Origin of the sequence: Rhizobium sp. 3T7 (assembly GCF_020166565.1) — a bacterium.
Lineage (GTDB): Bacteria > Pseudomonadota > Alphaproteobacteria > Rhizobiales > Rhizobiaceae > Rhizobium.
Genome location: NZ_JAIQXS010000040.1, coordinates 1 through 17,746 on the forward strand (window position 1 = coordinate 1; position 17,746 = coordinate 17,746).

Annotated in this window: 21 protein-coding genes and 1 pseudogene; 15 read left to right on the plus strand and 7 right to left on the minus strand. The window is 60.8% G+C overall.

Translation table 11 applies throughout. From position 1 onward, the window contains the following. Window positions 1–6 precede the first annotated feature (6 nt). Window positions 7–624, plus strand: coding sequence for a glutathione S-transferase family protein (locus K9B32_RS28405; protein ID WP_224568676.1), 618 nt, complete (start codon window positions 7–9; stop codon window positions 622–624). A gap of 51 nt (window positions 625–675) precedes the next feature. Here K9B32_RS28405 and K9B32_RS28410 read toward each other — a convergent pair. After that, window positions 676–1,029: pseudogene (locus tag K9B32_RS28410) on the minus strand (MmcQ/YjbR family DNA-binding protein). Further along, complete coding sequence (locus tag K9B32_RS28415; RefSeq protein WP_411969761.1) at window positions 1,026–1,262, minus strand: hypothetical protein; 237 nt, start codon at window positions 1,260–1,262, stop codon at window positions 1,026–1,028. The pseudogene K9B32_RS28410 and the gene K9B32_RS28415 overlap by 4 nt, the downstream one beginning before the upstream one ends. 120 nt (window positions 1,263–1,382) lie before the next feature. Here K9B32_RS28415 and K9B32_RS28420 point away from each other — a divergent pair, with 120 nt between their 5' ends. Then, a complete protein-coding gene (locus K9B32_RS28420) occupies window positions 1,383–2,279 on the plus strand; it encodes a LysR substrate-binding domain-containing protein (protein WP_224568638.1) in 897 nt (298 codons plus the stop codon). On the opposite strand, the gene K9B32_RS28425 is transcribed toward K9B32_RS28420, so the two are convergent. Continuing rightward, the gene (locus K9B32_RS28425) at window positions 2,280–2,939 is read right to left on the minus strand and encodes a glutathione S-transferase family protein (RefSeq protein ID WP_224568648.1); all 660 of its coding nucleotides are present in this window, start codon (window positions 2,937–2,939) and stop codon (window positions 2,280–2,282) included. A 97-nt stretch (window positions 2,940–3,036) separates the two neighbouring features. Continuing rightward, window positions 3,037–4,410 (minus strand): TIGR03808 family TAT-translocated repetitive protein, encoded by a 1,374-nt coding sequence (locus K9B32_RS28430; RefSeq protein ID WP_224568650.1) that lies wholly within the window; start codon window positions 4,408–4,410, stop codon window positions 3,037–3,039. A 120-nt stretch (window positions 4,411–4,530) separates the two neighbouring features. Here K9B32_RS28430 and K9B32_RS28435 point away from each other — a divergent pair, with 120 nt between their 5' ends. The 5 genes from K9B32_RS28435 to K9B32_RS28455 all read left to right on the plus strand — a co-directional run bounded on the left by K9B32_RS28435 (window position 4,531) and on the right by K9B32_RS28455 (window position 10,043). Beyond that, window positions 4,531–5,541 carry a ligase-associated DNA damage response exonuclease gene (locus K9B32_RS28435; RefSeq protein WP_224568652.1) on the plus strand — a complete coding sequence of 337 codons (1,011 nt, stop codon included), beginning with the start codon at window positions 4,531–4,533 and terminating at the stop codon, window positions 5,539–5,541. After that, complete coding sequence (locus K9B32_RS28440; protein WP_224568654.1) at window positions 5,541–7,169, plus strand: cisplatin damage response ATP-dependent DNA ligase; 1,629 nt, start codon at window positions 5,541–5,543, stop codon at window positions 7,167–7,169. The genes K9B32_RS28435 and K9B32_RS28440 overlap by 1 nt, the downstream gene beginning before the upstream one ends. A gap of 110 nt (window positions 7,170–7,279) precedes the next feature. Then, window positions 7,280–8,203: an alpha/beta hydrolase family protein gene (locus K9B32_RS28445; protein WP_224568656.1), complete on the plus strand. Its 924-nt coding sequence runs from the start codon at window positions 7,280–7,282 to the stop codon at window positions 8,201–8,203. 113 nt (window positions 8,204–8,316) lie between these two features. Continuing rightward, window positions 8,317–9,153: a L,D-transpeptidase gene (locus tag K9B32_RS28450; RefSeq protein ID WP_224568657.1), complete on the plus strand. Its 837-nt coding sequence runs from the start codon at window positions 8,317–8,319 to the stop codon at window positions 9,151–9,153. Window positions 9,154–9,320: 167 nt separating this feature from the next. Further along, the gene (locus tag K9B32_RS28455; RefSeq protein ID WP_007791575.1) at window positions 9,321–10,043 is read left to right on the plus strand and encodes a L,D-transpeptidase; all 723 of its coding nucleotides are present in this window, start codon (window positions 9,321–9,323) and stop codon (window positions 10,041–10,043) included. Between the two features lie 97 nt (window positions 10,044–10,140). Here K9B32_RS28455 and K9B32_RS28460 read toward each other — a convergent pair whose 3' ends face one another. Beyond that, entirely contained in the window at window positions 10,141–10,404 is a 264-nt protein-coding gene (locus K9B32_RS28460) for a DUF1127 domain-containing protein (protein WP_007791572.1), read from the minus strand. A 188-nt stretch (window positions 10,405–10,592) separates the two neighbouring features. Here K9B32_RS28460 and K9B32_RS28465 point away from each other — a divergent pair, with 188 nt between their 5' ends. After that, complete coding sequence (locus K9B32_RS28465) at window positions 10,593–11,417, plus strand: winged helix-turn-helix domain-containing protein (RefSeq protein ID WP_224568659.1); 825 nt, start codon at window positions 10,593–10,595, stop codon at window positions 11,415–11,417. A 33-nt stretch (window positions 11,418–11,450) separates the two neighbouring features. On the opposite strand, the gene K9B32_RS28470 is transcribed toward K9B32_RS28465, so the two are convergent. Then, window positions 11,451–11,918, minus strand: a complete 468-nt coding sequence (locus tag K9B32_RS28470; protein ID WP_224568661.1) for a MarR family winged helix-turn-helix transcriptional regulator — start codon at window positions 11,916–11,918, stop codon at window positions 11,451–11,453. 124 nt (window positions 11,919–12,042) lie between these two features. Here K9B32_RS28470 and K9B32_RS28475 point away from each other — a divergent pair, with 124 nt between their 5' ends. The 3 genes from K9B32_RS28475 (at window position 12,043) to K9B32_RS28485 (ending at window position 13,652) form a co-directional block, all read left to right on the plus strand. Beyond that, entirely contained in the window at window positions 12,043–12,465 is a 423-nt protein-coding gene (locus K9B32_RS28475) for an organic hydroperoxide resistance protein (RefSeq protein WP_007791565.1), read from the plus strand. 88 nt (window positions 12,466–12,553) lie between these two features. After that, window positions 12,554–12,937 (plus strand): antitoxin Xre-like helix-turn-helix domain-containing protein, encoded by a 384-nt coding sequence (locus K9B32_RS28480; protein ID WP_224568663.1) that lies wholly within the window; start codon window positions 12,554–12,556, stop codon window positions 12,935–12,937. Next, window positions 12,897–13,652, plus strand: a complete 756-nt coding sequence (locus K9B32_RS28485; protein ID WP_224568665.1) for an RES family NAD+ phosphorylase — start codon at window positions 12,897–12,899, stop codon at window positions 13,650–13,652. Before K9B32_RS28480 ends, K9B32_RS28485 begins: the two co-directional genes overlap by 41 nt. Window positions 13,653–13,675: 23 nt before the next feature. Here K9B32_RS28485 and K9B32_RS28490 read toward each other — a convergent pair whose 3' ends face one another. Next, window positions 13,676–14,122 (minus strand): MarR family winged helix-turn-helix transcriptional regulator, encoded by a 447-nt coding sequence (locus K9B32_RS28490; RefSeq protein ID WP_224568667.1) that lies wholly within the window; start codon window positions 14,120–14,122, stop codon window positions 13,676–13,678. An 88-nt stretch (window positions 14,123–14,210) separates the two neighbouring features. Between K9B32_RS28490 and K9B32_RS28495 the strand changes: the two genes are divergently transcribed. The 4 genes from K9B32_RS28495 to K9B32_RS28510 form a co-directional block, all read left to right on the plus strand. Beyond that, window positions 14,211–14,939 (plus strand): DUF899 domain-containing protein, encoded by a 729-nt coding sequence (locus tag K9B32_RS28495; protein WP_224568678.1) that lies wholly within the window; start codon window positions 14,211–14,213, stop codon window positions 14,937–14,939. Between the two features lie 32 nt (window positions 14,940–14,971). Beyond that, window positions 14,972–15,439 carry a DUF1579 domain-containing protein gene (locus tag K9B32_RS28500; RefSeq protein ID WP_224568669.1) on the plus strand — a complete coding sequence of 156 codons (468 nt, stop codon included), beginning with the start codon at window positions 14,972–14,974 and terminating at the stop codon, window positions 15,437–15,439. Between the two features lie 76 nt (window positions 15,440–15,515). Beyond that, on the plus strand, window positions 15,516–16,295 hold the full coding sequence (locus K9B32_RS28505) for a VOC family protein (RefSeq protein ID WP_224568671.1): 780 nt from the start codon (window positions 15,516–15,518) through the stop codon (window positions 16,293–16,295). A gap of 344 nt (window positions 16,296–16,639) precedes the next feature. Beyond that, window positions 16,640–17,746, plus strand: a 1,107-nt coding sequence (locus tag K9B32_RS28510) for a DUF5801 repeats-in-toxin domain-containing protein (RefSeq protein WP_224568674.1), incomplete at its 3' end; no start/stop codon positions are given.

The window sequence follows — 17,746 nt, forward strand, 5'->3', positions numbered from 1 at the left end:
TCGATCATGCTGACATTGTATTTCGCGCCCCATACCTGTGCGCTCGCAAGCCTCATCGCACTGGAAGAGTCTGGGTTGCCGTTCAAGACGAAGAAGCTGAACTTCGCCGAAGCGGAGCAGCGTTCGCCTGAGTATCTCGAAATCAACCCGAAGGGCCGGGTGCCCGCGCTTGTGACGGAACGCGGCGTTCTAACCGAAACGCCGGCAATCCTGGCCTACATCGCGCAGCTCGCACCGGCGGCGCAGCTGGCGCCGCTCGATCCTTTCGAGTTTGCCCGGATGCAGGCATTCAACAATTATCTTTGTTCGACGGTGCATGTGAACCACGCACACGGTCGCCGCGGCAGCCGTTGGGCGGATGATCCGGCCGCGCACGGGGCGATGAAGGCGAAGGTGCCGCAGACCATGGCCGAGTGCTTTGAACTCATCGATGCGCAGATGCTGGAGGGCCCGTGGGTAATGGGCGAGTACTACTCGGTCGCCGATCCCTATCTCTTCGTCATGACCGGCTGGCTGCGTCCCGACGGCGTCGATCCGGCCCGCTTCAGAAAGGCGACCGCACATTACGCTCAGATGATGGAACGTCCGGCCGTGCAAAGGGCATTGGAGCGCGAGCAGGCATAGCGAGAAGCCGGGCGCACGTTGTGCTTGTGAAGGGTGAAGGCAGGCACGTGCTCACCCGCGAAAGCTCGTGGCAAGCCTTTTCGGCGCACGGAATCGCCAGGCGCCGATCAGCCGTTCTTTTAGTTCCGCGTCGCTGATTGCGCTGGCACGCAACGGCAGCGATGGCCAGCCGACATAGTGGTCCGTCTGGTATTAGATCTCGGGCGCCATCTCGATCAGCCGTTCCTTGTCGTCGATCGAGATGGAAAGCACGATGGTCTCATTGTTCTTGACCGCCACGAAGGATTTGCCGCTCACTTTCAGCGCTGGATTGCCATAGGACGTGCCCTCCTCGAGTTCAGGCAGATTGGCTTCCACGGAGAGGCGCTTGAGACGCGCAAAGATCGTGTCGACGCTGTCGGTCATTGGGCTCGCTCGAATTGAAGCGCGCACAGACTAGCAGATTTCTCACTCTTAAGCGCACCTTGCAAGCTGTGGCCGCTCGGCGGCGTGCGTGGTTCCGGACCGAGCGGCAGATCGGCGAGCGCAGTCGGCGACATCCGCGCCAGATCCGGGTGGTTCAACGGATCCTGCTTGATATCCGCGTTGTAGGGCGGCTCTATGGTTTCGACGCTCAAGAAAAACTTCAGGATTTGCATGGCATGCCTCCCTTCCTTCTTGGGTGGCGAACGGAGCATCTGCTCAATACCGGCGGATTATCGCGGCCGGTGAAGCACGTTTCAATTGAGATTACCAATCTCTCAGTATAGAAAAACTATATGCGAAACCTGAACTCGGTTCATCTGAACGGATTGCGTGCGCTCGAAACGGTCGGACGGCTCGGCTCCCTGCAGGCCGCGGCCGAGGAACTGGGCGTCTCGATCGGTGCGGTCAGCCAGCAGGTCATCAAGGCCGAGGCACAGCTCGATCAGGTGATTTTCGAACGCACGCCGAAAGGCATGGTCGCGACGGAGGCAGGCGCGCGCCTGCTGGCGGGTTTGACGGAGGGCTTCAACGCCCTGTCACAGGCGGTGGCGACGACACAGCGGCACGACGACAGCATCCTGACGATCTCGGTGGCACCCGTCTTTGCCGCACGCTGGCTCGTCTATCGGCTCGATCGTTTTGCCGAGCGGCATCCCGAGATCAGCCTGCGGATGGATGCCACCACCCGGCTGGTCAATCCGGCGCTGTGCGATATCGATATCGGCATTCGTGTCGGCAACGGGCAGTGGCCCGATGTGAAGGCGGAATTGTTGCTTCAGCAGGAGGTCTTTCCGGTCTGCTCGCCTGTCATGGCGGCGCGACTGTGCGAACCGGCCGATATTCTGTCGCTTCCGGCCGTGATCGATGGCCGCGCCATGTTCACCTGGGAGGTGTGGATGCGCGAGGCCGGCCTTTCAGGCAAGACGCTCGAGACCCGCCACATCTTCAACGACGCCTCGCTCTGTCTCGATGCGGCAATCGCGGGCCAGGGCGTCATGCTCGCCTGGCAGACGCTGGCAGGCTTTGCCCTGCATCAGCAGCAGTTGGTCGCGCCCTTCGGCATTCGCGCCAAAACCGGCTTCGGCCACTATTTCGTAACGGCCGAAGGTTCGCGCGAGCCCAAGAAGGTTAGGGATTTCAAGGCCTGGATCCGTGAGGAGATGGCTGGCACCCTGAAGCTCTTCCCCTGATCAGATCGGCTCCTCAGAACGCGTCGCCTGCATGGCAATGTAGGCTGGTCGCGACTGGCAACGCTTGATCCAGGCGCTGATGTTGGGATGGGCGTCGAACAGCGCCTGTTCCGTCTGTGCGTAGCGAAGCACCTCGGCGAGATTGAGATCGGCTGCCGTGAAGCGGTTGCCGACGACGTAGTCGTTCGTCGCCAGATGCTTCTCCAGGGTCGCGAACGACTTCTTCAGCGAGCGCACCGCTACGCCGATCGTCGCCTTGCCCTCATCGCTGTTCTGCTTCTCGTCGTCATAGACGTAGACGATCTTGACCGTATGCGGTTCCACCTCGGTTGCCGCCCAGATGGTCCACATCGTCATCAAACCGTCTTCCTCGACGGTTTGGCCAGCAAGGGGGCCGCCATGCTTGCGCGCAAGGTAGAGCGTGATGGCGAGCGACTCATGCATCACAAGGTCGCCGTCCTTGATGCTGGGGATGAGCGCCATCGGATTGATCGCCAGGAAATCGGGCGATAGCGTGTTAACAGGCGCATCGGCGGCAAGTGGATTGGCAAGACGTCGAGCTTGAATGACCCGTATGGAATCGAATTCCAGCCCCAGTTCCTCGGCCATCCAGTAAACGCGCGAGGCGCGCGAGCGATAGACCCCATAGATTGTCAGCATTTCGATATCCCCGGTTCGACTGGCCACAGGGTAGGAGCCGAAGCGTCCCAACGGAAGCTACCGAGCCTTATGAATCGATGAAAGCTTTTGATGTTTCTCAGGACACGCGGTTGCGCTCGATCGTCAGCTGAGCATAGGGCGAGGAGCTTGCGGTCGCCAATTCGCCTGATACCTTCTTGTCCCATTCGAAGCCGAGGACGGCACCGTGGGGCGTCTCCTGAAACACGTTGTCTGTAACGACAGCCGTTCCCGCACCCTGCGCCACCGACACCGCGCAGCCGACCGGCGCCTTGCGGATAATGTTGCCGGTCACCACGAGATTGCGGAGATAAGGGCCCCAACCAAGCTGCATGCCCCAGCGCGGGGCGCCCTCGATGATGTTGCCGGAGACCAGCGTGTCAGCCTCGGCGGCAATGCCGATGCCGAAGCCGACCTCGTGCTGATAGGGGCCTTTCAGGGTCAGGTTGCGCACCACGTTGCCGGTAACGCTTGCCAGCCTACCGCCCTGGTCGAAATTGGCGATCGAGATGCCGTTCGCCGCGCCGTCCACGATGTTGTTGGAAACGACGGCGCCCTCAAATTCGAATTCGACATAGATCGCCGTCTCGCCGGAGCGCTGGCACTGGTTGCCGGTGATCTGGATGTCGGAGGCCGAATTGGCGCGAATGGCGGTAAACGCGCAATCGGACACATGGTTGTTTGCAACCATGACGTTGTTAGCGCGGAATATGTTGATGCCGTTACCGTTCTGGCCGGTGCCTCCGTCATTGGCCTTGATCCGGTAGACGCGGTTGTCGTTGACGACGCTGTTGTCCGTCGCCTTCTTCCAACGGTGCACGAGAATGCCGCCATTGCCGCAATCGAAGACCTCGTTTCCGGTAATCGAGAGCGCATCGGATTCAACCGCGTAGACGCCGGAATGGCCCGCGCCGGAGATGCGGCTACGCTCGATCCGACCACCGCATCGCTCCAGTTGGACGGCATGTTTGCGGCTGCCGGCGATCTGGCAATTGTCGATCATCACCTCGTCGACGCCGGTAAATTGCAGCAGCGCGCCGGCATAGTCGCCGAGCCAGCGGTTCTGCCCGTCGATGACGATATTGGATAGCTCGACGCGCTTGACGTTTTCCGCGCTTAAGAGGTGGCCATCGCCGGTATAGACGATACGCGACGCCCCGGGTACGCCTGTGATCCTCGTATTCTCCGGAAGCACGAGATTGGAAACCTTGTAGGTGCCGGCCGGCAGGAAAACCGGCACGTTTTCCGCTGCGGCCTGATCAATCATCTTCTGCAGGCTGACGCTCTTGCGATCGGCCGCACTCGGCGTCGTCTTGTATTGCACAGCGTCGATCGCGCCGCGCAGACCGCCCTCGCGCGTGGTCGCAAAGCTGCGGGAGGCCATCAGTACAAGCGCGGATGCTCCCGCAAGGCGGAACAGATAACGGCGGGAGGTTAACGGACTTTCCTTCATTTCTACCGCTCTGCAGGAAACGTGCCAGCGCGCCTGTTTCATTTTGGTGCGGATCAACATCTCCTGTCTGCGAAGCGCGTGCCACTGGCCCTTCCATTGTTTCCCGCTATCTTTGCATGCATGAGACCAGACGCCTTGCTCTATCCCGCCCCCGAAGGGCTCTATTGTCCCGAGGGAGGATTCTATGTGGATCCCGTGCGGCCGGTCGAGCGAGCCCTGATCACCCACGGCCATTCGGACCATGCGCGGCCCGGCCACACGAACGTGCTCGCCACGCGCCAGACGCTTGATATCATGCAGATTCGCTATGGTGAGGGCTTCTGCACAAGTGAGCAGGCCGTCGCATTCGGAGAGGAAATCCTGATCAACGGCGTCAGGGTCAGCTTTCATCCCGCCGGCCATGTGCTCGGCTCGGCGCAGATCGCCATCGAGAAGAACGGCACGCGCATCGTCGTCTCCGGCGATTACAAGCGGCGCGCGGACCCGACCTGCGCCGCCTATGTGCCGGTGCCCTGCGATGTCTTCATCACCGAAGCCACCTTCGGGCTGCCCGTCTTCCATCACCCGGATCCGGCCGACGAAATGGGCAAGCTCTATGCGTCGCTGCGGCAGTTTCCGGAGCGCACGCACCTGATCGGCGCCTATGCGCTTGGCAAGGCGCAGCGCGTCATCCGCCTGCTGCGCGATACAGGCTATGACCAGCCGATCTATATCCACGGCGCGATGGAAAGGCTCTGTGATTACTACGTCAGTCAGGGTGTCGAGCTCGGTGAACTTCGACCCGCGACTATTGAGAGCCGCGACAAGTCCGCCTTCAAGGGAGCAATCGTCGTCGGCCCGTCCTCCGCCTTTGCCGATCGCTGGGCGCGACGCTTCAATGAGCCGTTGCCGGCGTTTGCCTCGGGCTGGATGATGGTGCGCCAGCGCGCCAAGCAGCAGGGTGTCGAACTGCCGCTCGTCATCTCCGATCATTGCGACTGGCCGGAACTGACCGAGACGATCAGCGATCTGCGTCCTGAGGAGGTTTGGGTGACGCACGGCCGCGAGGAGGCGCTGGTACGCTGGTGCCAGCTGCAAGGCATCAAGGCCCGACCGCTCCATCTGGTCGGCTACGAAGACGAGGCCGACTGATGAAAGCCTTCGCCGACCTGCTCGACCGCCTCGTGCTCACCCCCAGCCGCAACGGCAAGCTGAAGCTGCTTACCGATTACTTCCACAACACCCCGGACCCGGATCGCGGCTACGGTCTTGCCGCCATCGCCGGCACGCTCGAAGTGCGCAACGTCAAGCCGGCCATGCTGCGCGAATTAGTGCTGGAACGGATGGACGACGTGCTCTTCCACTATTCCTACGACTATGTCGGCGACCTCGCGGAGACGATCTCCCTTGTCTGGGACGCCGGGAAGGACATCGAGCGGTCGGCGCTTGCCCAGCCGCGGCTCGGCGATGTCGTCCGGCAGATGAACGTGCTCGGGCGCACCGAAGTCCGCAGCTTCGTGCGCGACTTGCTCGATCGGCTGGACACGTCAGGTCGCTTCGCCTTCATTAAGCTCGCGACCGGGGCGCTCCGCATCGGGGTCTCGTCCCGCCTGGCGAAACAGGCGCTCGCCGACATGGGCGGCCGCGACGTGACCGAAATCGAGACGCTCTGGCATGGCCTGCAGCCACCCTACGAACCGCTGTTTCGCTGGCTGGAAGGGCAGGGCGACAAGCCAATCCTGGCAACGCCGGCGATTTTCCATTCCGTCATGCTCGCCAATCCGGTCGAGGAGGGGGATCTGGAACAACTCGATCCAGTCGAATATGCCGCGGAATGGAAGTGGGACGGCATTCGTGTGCAGTTGTCGCGTTCCGGAGATACGCGCAAGATCTACTCGCGTTCGGGCGACGATATCTCGGGCGCGTTTCCCGACATCATCGATTCGATCAGCTTCGACGGCGTGATGGACGGTGAGCTGCTTGTCGGCGGAACCACCCGTTCGAACAGCCCGACACGCACCTTCTCCGATCTACAGCAACGCCTGAATCGCAAGACGGTGACGACGAAGATGCTCGACGAGTATCCGGCCTTCATTCGTGCCTACGATCTGCTCTTCGATCGCGAGGAGGACGTGCGTGGCCGCTCCTATGTCGATCGCCGAGCGCGTCTTGCGGAGGTCATCGACCATGCGCCGCACGACCGCTTCGATCTGTCCCCGCTGGTCGAGTTCTCGTCGTGGGACGAACTGGATCAGCTGCGGTCCTCGCCGCCGGATCCTGTCATCGAAGGGGTGATGATCAAGCGCCGCGACAGCATTTATCAGGCGGGGCGGGGGAAGGGGCCGTGGTTCAAGTGGAAGCGCAATCCCTACAATGTAGACGCCGTGCTGATGTATGCGCAGCGCGGCCACGGCAAGCGCTCCAGCTACTATTCGGACTTCACCTTCGGTGTCTGGACAGAGACCCCGGAAGGTGAACAGCTGGTGCCGGTCGGCAAGGCCTATTTCGGCTTCACGGATGCCGAACTCGAAGTGCTGGACAAGTTTGTTCGCAACAACACGACGGAACGCTTTGGCCCGGTGCGCGCCGTCAGGGCGGATAGGGACTTCGGCTTCGTCGTGGAAGTCGCCTTCGAAGGCATCAACCGCTCCACCCGCCACAAGTCCGGTGTTGCGATGCGCTTTCCGCGAATCTCTCGCCTGCGCCCCGACAAGCCATCCTATGAGGCGGATCGTCTCCAGACACTGGTCGCCATGATCGATGCCAAGGGCGAGCAGTAGCTTTTCTTGGCGCAAAACGCCGCAGGGCCACCTTTTTCAACACAACGTGTGTTGGCGACCGGACGCTTCCGGTGCAATCCTCGAATCGCCGGGAACGATGGAAGTGTGAAATGACGTCAGACGAAGGTAATTCTTTTCTCCGCCAGCGCCGCACGGTTCTCGCAGGCCTGGCTGGAGCTCTCCTGCTCCCGCGCATGGCAAGTGGATTCGAGGTTCCGGACGTGCCGAGGCTGATCGATCACGACTATGTCAAGGTCCGCAAGCGCTTCCATACCAAGCTGCTGCAGAAGGGGCCGGCTCCCGACAAGTACGAGCCGCTCGACGCTCCCGCGGACGGTGAGAAGATTTTCTATCGCTCAGGTTACGGCGGCGAATTGGAGCTGGTCGCCTGGGTCTCCAAATACAAGCGTGGCAGCAAGCCCAAACCGGGCGTTCTGTTCCTGCATGGGGGCAACGCCATGGGTCTTGGCCACTGGGTTCTGCTCAAGGCCTATGTCGACGCCGGATTCGTGGTGATGATGCCGTCGTTGCGCGGCGAAAACGGCCAGATGGGCAATTTCTCGGGCTTCTATGACGAGGTCGATGACGTGCTTTCGGCGGCCGATCGTCTGCAGCATCTTCCGGGCGTCGATGCCGATCGCCTGTTCATCGCCGGCCACAGCATCGGTGGCACGCTGACCATGCTTGCGGCGATGAGCAGCCACAAGTTCCGCGCCGCGGCACCGATCTCGGGCAATCCGGACGCCTTCCGCTTTTTCAATCGCTACCCGCAGGATATTCGCTTCGACGACGGCAACGCCCACGAGTTCGAGGTCCGCAGCGCGCTCTGCTATGCCAAGAGCTTCAAATGCCCCGTCCGTGTCGTGCACGGCACCGAGGAGGCGCATTTCAATGACCGCGCCGGCCTGCTTGCAAGCCGCGCCCGCTCCGGTGGTGTCCGCATCGAAACGGACACGGTGACCGGCAACCACACCTCGGCGCTGCCGGCGGAGATCGAACAGAGCATACGGTTCTTCCACGGCGTCGCGGCCTGATCGTGATCCGACGTCCATTGATGCGAGGCTGATCTCGTGACCAGCCTCGCGCCAGCCGCGAGTGCCATCCTTGCCGCAGCTATACGTCTCGCTGTTGTCGATGAGGGTATTTTATGACTGTTCTCAGCCGGGTGTCGCCATTTGTCGGGCTTGCGGCCGCTGCTCTTTGCCTGAGCGGTTGCAATATCCTCATCCCGGACACCGGTGCCACCGATCCCGCGCGCTTCGTGCAGGAAACGTCCCCTGTTTTCTATAACCCGCCCGGTGTTGATCCCATGCGGGTCAAGCCGGTGGATACGCCGATTCCGCAGAGGCCGGGTGTGCCGCCTACGATATACAATCAGACTTATGGCATCCCAGGCGCGAATTTTAGCCGGACCTACGGTCTGCCGGTCACCAATCCGGTGAACAGCGCCATGTATGGCCAGGTGCGCGACACCGACTTCACCTTGCCGGCCATACCGATCAGCCGCATCGATCCGCAGTATCTGCGCCAGGAGGTCGATTATCCCTCGAAAGAGAAGCCGGGCACGATCATCGTCGATACGAAGACCAAGCACCTCTATTTCGTTGAGCCGGGCGGCAAGGCGATGCGCTATGGCGTCGGCCTTGGCCGCGAAGGCTACGCATGGTCCGGCCGTGGCATGATTCAATGGAAGCAAAAATGGCCGCGCTGGACACCGCCGGCAGAAATGGTGTCACGTCAGCCGGACATACGCGCCTTTTCCGCTGAGAACGGCGGCATGAACCCCGGCCTCGGAAACCCGCTCGGTGCCCGTGCCCTCTACATCTTCAAGGATGGGCAGGACACGCTGTACCGCATCCACGGGACGCCGGATTGGCAGTCGGTCGGAAAGGCCACGTCGTCGGGTTGCGTGCGCATGCTGAACCAGGACGTCGTCGACCTTTACAACCGTGTTCCGGCGAAGGCAGAGATCGTCGTGATGTAGCGGCGCAACAGGGTTTGGGATATCGTGTGTCCGCGGGCGGACACGACTTCGTGAGGTGATGGTTTATTTAGCGCAAGCGGATAGATTTCCCGTGCGTCACCGGCGTTGAATCACCCTCCGCGAAGGGCGTTCGTCCTTCCAGCGCAACAGGAAACCAGACCCGCGTTATGAGCTTTGAAAAATCCCTTTCCCGCCGCAGCTTCCTTTCGCTTTCGGCAATGACCGCAGCTTCGGCGCTGACCGGGTGCGCATCGACGGCCGGGCCGCCTCCCGTGGCTCAGCCGGTCGTCATGCGCAATCCGATCAACATGTTCCAGGCGCCGCAGACGCCGGGTGATGCCGAGCTGGCGGTGATGTATGGTCCGATTGAGGATGGTGGCTTTCTCATTCCGGCCGTGCCTTACCAGCAGATCGATCCGCGCTTCTATCGCCAGCAGGTCGTCGATCCGACCGGCCAGGCGCCCGGCACGATCGTCGTCGATACCCCCTCGCGTTTCCTCTACCTGGTACAACCCGGCGGCACCGCGATGCGCTACGGCGTCGGTATCGGCCGTGAAGGCTTCGCCTGGCAGGGCTCCGGTGTCATCCAATGGCGCCAAAGGTGGCCGCGCTGGAAGCCGCCGAATGAAATGGTCGCGCGTCAGCCCGAACTCGCCAAGTATTCGATCGAGAACGGTGGCATGGAGCCGGGCTTGAAGAACCCACTCGGCGCGCGTGCGCTCTACATCTTCTCGAATGGCGAAGACACGCTCTACCGTCTGCATGGCAACCCGGAATGGCGCTCGATCGGCAAGGCCGTTTCGTCAGGCTGCGTGCGTCTGTTGAACCAGGACATCATCGACCTCTATGACCGCGTGCCGAACAAGGCACCGGTCGTCGTTCTGCAGTGATCGATATGCATCCTGGTGTCTTCCTTTCCCAAGGGAGACACCATCTTCCCAAGGGAGATAGTGTGGTCTTCTGGCGCGAATTTGTCGGAGTTGAAGTCTACCGCCACGAATAGCTTTTGGACATGATCGGGTCGGGATCGGAGCCTCTCGCTGACTCATGCCAACCGGCGAACTCTTCGTGTCTGACGATGCCGATATCGGCGAGCTGCTCGTCGTCAAGCTTGTCCAACGACCGGCACGCAACGTGATCTGCAGGCGCTGCATGGCCATGCGGGACCAAATGCGCGAGTGCGTGCCATGTTCCCGAAAACGCCGCTGTCGGCGAAAAAGCGCGAACGCCATGTAGGTGCAGGAACGTCATGGTAGCTCCCCCAAGCTGCAGTTGTATTGGCAAAGCCTCCCATTTATCCGTGTGGTTGTCGTGAAGACCCGCTGAAGCGCTTTTGAAATTTCTCTGAAATTCTTTGGTTTCGGTGTCGTGCTTGGATACACTTCGTTGTCGTGGTGGGAAGCGTTTGCTAAATTGCGCGCCAACATTCGGAGCATCCAATGTCGATGTTCGAATTCGCGGGACACCAGCTCGATTTGCAACAGGGCCGGCTGCGCAAGGGCGGGCAGGATGTTCGTTTGCGCCCCAAATCCCTCGCGTTGCTGACTTATTTACTTGAAAATTCGGGACGTGTCGTCACCAAGGACGAATTGGTTTCAGCCGTCTGGCCAAATGTGGCTGTCACGGACGGCTCGCTCAGCCAGTGCGTGACGGATATACGCAGGACGCTGGGTGAGGGCGCGGCAAAGCTCATTCGCACCATTCCGTGCCGCGGTTATGCCTTGGACGAGAAGCTCGTGGTGCGCAGCGAGGCTCCGCCGCCGCCCGCGGCGATCGGTCCGTCGGGGCGGCCCTCCATCGCGGTCCTTCCGTTCACGGTCGCGGTGCCCGGTGGTCGGCACACATGGATCGCAGACGGCATTGTCGAGGACATCATCACTGCCTTGGCGAAGATTCCCAATCTCTTTGTCGCATCGAAGAACTTGAGCTTCGCCTATCGCGACAAGGTCGACCGCCTGCCGGACGTCGCCCTAGCGCTTGGTGTATACTACGTCCTCGGCGGAAGCGCTCGCGTCAGCGGCCACGAATTGCGTCTAACGACCGAGCTTGTCGATGCGCGAACCGGCGGAATCATCTGGGCGGAACGCTTCGATCGTCATTTCGGGCAGATCTTCGCGGTTCAGGACGAAATAACGACGGCCGTTGTCGAGCGGCTGAAGATCGAGCTTCTGCAGGAAAGCCGGCCCCCTGTTGCCATCGAAAACCATCGAGAATTCGACTTTCTGCGCAACCATTCCCGCCATGCTGCCCTGTGGAATCGATAAGGTTGGCCAATCCCGTTGCTGCCAGCGCGACCCCTATACCGCAGCCGTCAGGTTGGACCGCAGCCCCTTCAGCATCTCGCGTATTGTCTTTATTTCCTCGAGCGTGCAGCCCGCAGCCTGGCCGATCGCGCTCATGATGGTATCGATTTCGCTCCGCATGGCGCGGCCTTTCTCGGTCAGCGACACGATGACCTGCCGTTCGTCGCGGGAATCGCGGGTGCGCTTGATCAGGCCATTTTGCTCGAGGCGTTTGAGTAGCGGCGATAGCGTGCCCGAATCGAGATCGAGCTGTTCGCCGATCGCCTTGACCGGCTGCTCGGATTTTTCCCACAGCGCCAGCATCACAAGATACTGCGGGTAGGTAAGGCCGACCTTGTCGAGAATCGGCTTGTAGGCGCGGGTGAAGGCATGCGCGGTCGAGTAGACCGCAAAACAGAGCTGGTTGTCGAGCCGCTTTTCGTCTTCCGGAATTTCCATCGTCTTTGCCAGATGCGCTTTCATTGTCGTCCTTTCCCAGGGAACAATTGTCCTCTTTTCGAATTCGAAATGCAATTTGCAAAATTCACTTGTGTACAATTTAATTGCGCATTATACAAAATCCAACCCCAACGCAAAGGAGACTGACATGCCTATCCTCTATACGACCAAAGCTTCCGCCACCGGTGGCCGCGCGGGCCGCGCCGTTTCCGAAAACGGCGTTCTCGATGTCACGCTGACGGTTCCGAAGGAGCTCGGCGGCGACGGCGCGACCGGCACCAACCCGGAACAACTCTTTGCAGCCGGTTATTCGGCCTGCTTCCTCGGTGCCTTGAAATTTGTCGCCGGCAAGGAAAAGGTCAAGATTCCCGAAGAGACCACGGTCAGCGCCACCGTCGGCATCGGTCCGCGTGAAGACGGCACGGGCTTCGGCATCGAAGTCGCCCTGACGGTGAACATTCCCGGCCTCGACAAGCCGACCGCTGAGAAGCTTGCCGCTGCAGCGCACATCGTCTGCCCCTATAGCCACGCCATGCGCACGTCGACGGAAGTTCCGGTCACCGTTGCTTGATCATAAGTGTAAAAGAGCGTCGTGCATCGCGACGCTCTTTTCATATGAAATTAAAGTGCTATATTCTTTCCAGTGAAAGGAATATGGCATGGCTCTAGCACACCCGATCTCTGGCGCCCGGTCCCCCGAGGCTGCCGTGATCACCAAAGCGGCCGTTAATGCCGCCGACCATCTTGGCCTCAACGCTCGAACGCTTTCGGCGGTGCTCGGTGTTTCCGAGGCAACCGTCTCGCGTATGAAGCGGCAGGATTATCTGCTGGAGCGCGGCTCGAAGTCCTTTGAACTCGCTATCCTGCTCGTGCGTCTGTTTCGCTCGCTCGACGCAATTGTCGGCGGCGATGAGGGCGTTGCCCGGCAATGGCTGCGCAACGCCAACACCGCACTCGGCGCGACGCCGCTGGAAAAGATCGTCAGCATCTCGGGATTGACCGATGTCCTTGCCTATCTGGACGCCCGCCGCGCTATCGTCTGAGACACGGGCGATCTCGGGCAGGTTCTGGCGTCTGGTCGAGGCGCAGCATCAGATTTCGACGCTCAAACTCGTCGATACGCTCGAGGAGCAGGCGCTGCTTGAAACGTTGCTCGAAGAAAGCAAGCCCGCATTGCCGCCGGAGTGCATCGGGCTGGACTATCTGCTCGCCACTCCGTTCCGCTATGGTGCCGTCTATCCGCATGGCTCGCGTTTCCGCCGGGCAGGGCGCACGCTCGGCGTCTTCTACGCTTCCGAGCGTGTGGAAACCGCGCTTGCGGAAATGGCCTTTTATAGGCTGTTGTTCTATTCGGAATCGCCGGCCACATCGTTTCCCGGCAACGCCGCGGAGTACACGGCCTTTGCCGCGGCCATCGCTACACCGTCTGCTATCGACCTCACGCGTGCGCCGCTCGATGCCGATCGGCCCATATGGACCGATCCCCAGAACTACGCGCCCTGTCAGGCCCTCGCGGACGCTGCGCGGGAGGCGGGCTGCCAGGCAATCCTCTACGAATCCGTGCGGGATCCGCAGCGCGGCCGCAATATCGCGCTGTTGACGGCGGCGGCATTTGCTGCCCGCGAGCCTGTCGAACGCCAGACATGGAGGATCCGGCTCTCGGGAATTGGCGTCCAGGCGCTTTGCGATTTTCCGAGGGTCAAAATTGGATTCTCGGTGGACGATTTCGCCGGGGATCCGCGAATGGTGCGCGACTAAAACACGCCGCATGTAGCCGACCTTTAGGCGAGCGCTTGCAGGTCGCGCCGCAGTCTTCCCATGTCGCCGTCCGGCAGAACCGCCTCGAGGCTGGCGTGGGTGCTTTCCCAGATCGGCAGTGCGGCGGCGAGCACAAGCTTGCCCTCCGGTGTCAAGCTTAATAAGCGTCGGCGCTTGTCTTTCGCATTCTGCGTTACATTTACCCAACCACGGCGCTGCAAAGGCTTGAGCGCTGCCGTCAATGTCGTCTGATCCATCGCAAGCAGGGTCGCGACCGGTCCCATCGGCGGTGGCTCCGGACGGTTTAGCGACATCATCAGCGAAAACTGGCCGTTGGTGAGCCCGACAGGGCGAAGGGCATCGTCGAAGAGCCGCGCCAGTGCGCGCGCCGCCCGTTGCACATGCAGGCACAGGCACGTGTCGCGTACTAGGAGCGTCGTCGAAAAAGGAATCTCTACCGCGTTTGACATGCTCAATTTATATTGATATCAATGTAAACAGTCAAGGAAAAGGAACATGGACCGCCACGTCTCGATCGCGCCGGAGGAGGGCGCCGTGATGCAGAACCAAGTCGTTTCCCGTGAAGAATGGCTGGAAGCCCGCCGCGCGCTGCTTCTCAAGGAGAAAGAAGCAACGCATCTGAGGGATAAGGTCAACGCCGCTCGCATGGCTTTGCCCTGGGTCAAGGTCGACAAGAATTACATCTTCGATACGCCGCAGGGAAAGAAAAGCCTTGCCGAACTCTTCGATCGCCGTAGCCAGCTCCTGATCTATCACTTCATGCTTGGCCCCGATTGGGAGGCCGGTTGCCCGGGCTGCTCGTTCCTGTCCGATCATGTCGACGGAACGCTGCCGCATCTCAATAACCACGATGTCACCTGGGTCGCCGTCTCGCGCGCGCCGCTCGTCAAAATCGAGGCCTATAAGAGGCGCATGGGTTGGAAATTCCCGTGGGTTTCGTCCTTCGACAACAGCTTCAACTTCGACTACCACGTGTCCTTCAGCCCGGACGATCTGGCGAAGGACAAGGTCTTCTACAATTTCGAGGCAATCGAGCCCGCCAAAGCCAATGATGAGCTTCCGGGCCTCAGCGCGTTCTACAAGAACGAGAATGGTGAGGTCTTCCATACGTATTCGACCTATGCCCGCGGCCTTGAAGAGGCGGTCGGCACCTTGATGATCCTCGATCGCGCGCCAAAGGGCCGCAACGAGGACAGCACGATGGACTTCGTCAAGCGCCACGACGAATACGAACCGGCGAAGAACGCGCCATCCAGCTGTCACTGATATCTGCGACCATCATCCAAGGGAGAAGGACGATGCAGCAAGCGAAAGTTTTGAAGGAGCATGAATTCCTGGAGGATCTCGTCGGCCTCTGGGACGTGACGGCGCCCGAGATGACCGGACAGGAGCCATGGACGGAAATTGTGAGGTCGCTTCACGGGATCTGGTTCATCGCCGAAGGCTCAGGCCAGATGCCGGGCGGCGGAGCCGCGACGACGGTACTGACCCTCGGCTACAGCGCCGATAAAGGCAAGTATGTCGGCACCTGGATCGGCACGATGATGGACCACTTATGGGTTTATGAGGGTGAGGTCTCCGACGACGGCAAGATCCTGAGCCTTTATACATTAGGCCCCGATTTCAGCGACGCGAACAAGCTCGCCGACTATCGCGAGCAGATCATCTTTCACGATCGCGACCACCGCACGTTCAACTCCGCTGCCAAGCAACCGGACGGCAGCTGGAAGCAGTTCATGGAAGCGCATTACACCCGGAAGCGCTAGCTGCGGGTGAGCGGACAGCATCGCCGACGCGGTGCGCTCCGCAACCGATAAGAACCCAGCGCAAATGGAGATCACGATGTCCGAAACCCACGGAAAATTCATCTGGTGCGAATTGATGACCCCCGATCCCAAGGCAGCAGCCGAATTCTACGCCAAGGTTGTCGGCTGGACGACGAACGAAATGAAGATCCAGGACCTGCCGCCCTATACGGTCTTCGAGGCGAATGGCGCAGGCGTCGCCGGCCTCATGGATTTTCCCGCAGAACTGGAAGGGAAGGGCATTCCGCCGAACTGGACGGGCTATGTTGCCGTCGATGATGTCGATCAAACGGCGAAAGATTTTGCTGCCAATGGTGGCTCGGTCCGCCGCCAGCCGGAGGATATTCCGACCGTCGGACGCTTTGCCGTCCTCGCCGATCCGCACGGCGCCGTGATCTGCGTCATGACCCCGCTGCCGAGAGACAATCCGACCCCGCCCGCGCCGATGGGTACGCCCGGCCATATCGGCTGGCACGAACTGATGGCTGGCAACATGGAGGAGGCCTTCGCCTTTTATTCGAAGATCTTTGGCTGGACCAAGGACCACGATTTCGACATGGGCGAGATGGGCGCCTATCGCATCTTCGCCGAGCATGGAAAGCAGATCGGCGGCATGATGACCAAACCCGCCAACGTGCCGATGTGCTATTGGGGTTACTACTTCAACGTGCCGGCGATCGACAGTGCCATCGAACGCGTCAATGCGGGCGGTGGCAAGGTGATCGTCGGTCCGATGGAAGTGCCCGGCGGCAGCTGGATCATCAATGCGACCGATCCGCAGGGCGCATTCTTCTGCCTCGTGGCGCCCACCCGATAGGCGCGGCGGAATGACCTTTTTGAGCTCAGTGCGAGACGGTGTGAGCCGTCTCGCACTGAGCTGCATCCGGAGGGTTCAAGCGATGCCGGAATGTCCTGGAGGCGGCGTGGGTGTCGAATCGACGGCCCGGAACGCACGACCGTCAGCGCCGGAGCGTGTTTGTATTTCATTAATTTTATTAGAATTTTAGCGTTTCCAGCCATGTTCCGGCCCCTGTCGTTAACTCTTCCTAAAACATTTTTGGGTGGATGCATAACCGGCTATGTCTGAAGCGGCTGCAAGTATTGCTTTTGGCTCTTCTGCGTAATTGATTGGCCCCAGTTTCTCATTGGGGTTGTTTTGTTATGTCTATCGAAGATCCGCGCATTTCCGCTACTGCAAGCGAAAACGTCTCGCACGACTTCCGCCAGGACATTCATGAAGACGCAAGTATTGAGGCTTCCGCTCGTGAGGGCGTCGAGGTCGCGCAAGCCAATAATAGCCAGCAGCCTGAGAAGACCGACCGCGTGCCAGCGGCGCCGCAGACGGTAGCTGCGAACGCCCATCCAGGTGAAGTCGTCCCGGATCAGAACAACGTCGCCCACCTGCCGGCTAACGTGTCGATCGACGACATCCGCGTCGAAGGCAACAATCTCGTGCTCGTCCAGGCCGACGGCACGGAGATCGTCATCGTCAACGGCGCCCTGCACGTGCCGACCTTCCTGCTTGGCGAAGTCGAGCTGCCGCAGCAGGCCGTGATCGCCGCCCTCGAGCAGAGCAACATCAACGTCGCGGCCGGTCCTGACGGTTCCTACTCGGCAAGCGCGGCTCCTCCCAGCTCGGGCGCCGACTTCCAGGACACCATCCAGCAGGATCCTAACGATCCGACGCAGCTCGCCCAGCTTCTTGCTGACACGCAGCAGCCCGACCCGGGCCTCGGGGACGGTCAGGAGCTGTTCGACGATCTGCCGACGATCTCCGACACCGCAACGCTGAGCCTGACGGAAACGGAAGGCCAGGAAGGCGGCTTCGAGACGCACTCGGTGAATGGCACGTTCGGCTTCGATGGTGGCGCTGATGTTGGTCAGATCACCGCCGTCCAGTTCGTCGATTCGCTGAACATCGATGAAGGCACGCAGAACGGTTCGCACCTTGAACTGACGTCCGGTGGCAAGCCCGTCGTCATCACGGTCGATGGCCTGACCGTCACCGGCAGCGTCGACGGCCAGCCTGTCTTCGTCCTGACCGTTGCGAACGCGGCAACCGGCGCCTTCACCTTTACCCAGTTCGGCCCGCTCGATCATCCGGACAAGGGACAGGCAGGTCTCGATGACGTCCTGCGTCTGCAGTTCAGCTATACCGTCACCGACAAGGACGGCGATTCCGTAACCGGCACCGCCTCGATCGACATCAATGACGACGCCCCGGTCGCCAATGCAGGTGCGACCTCGACGGTGGAGGACGAAGCGGTC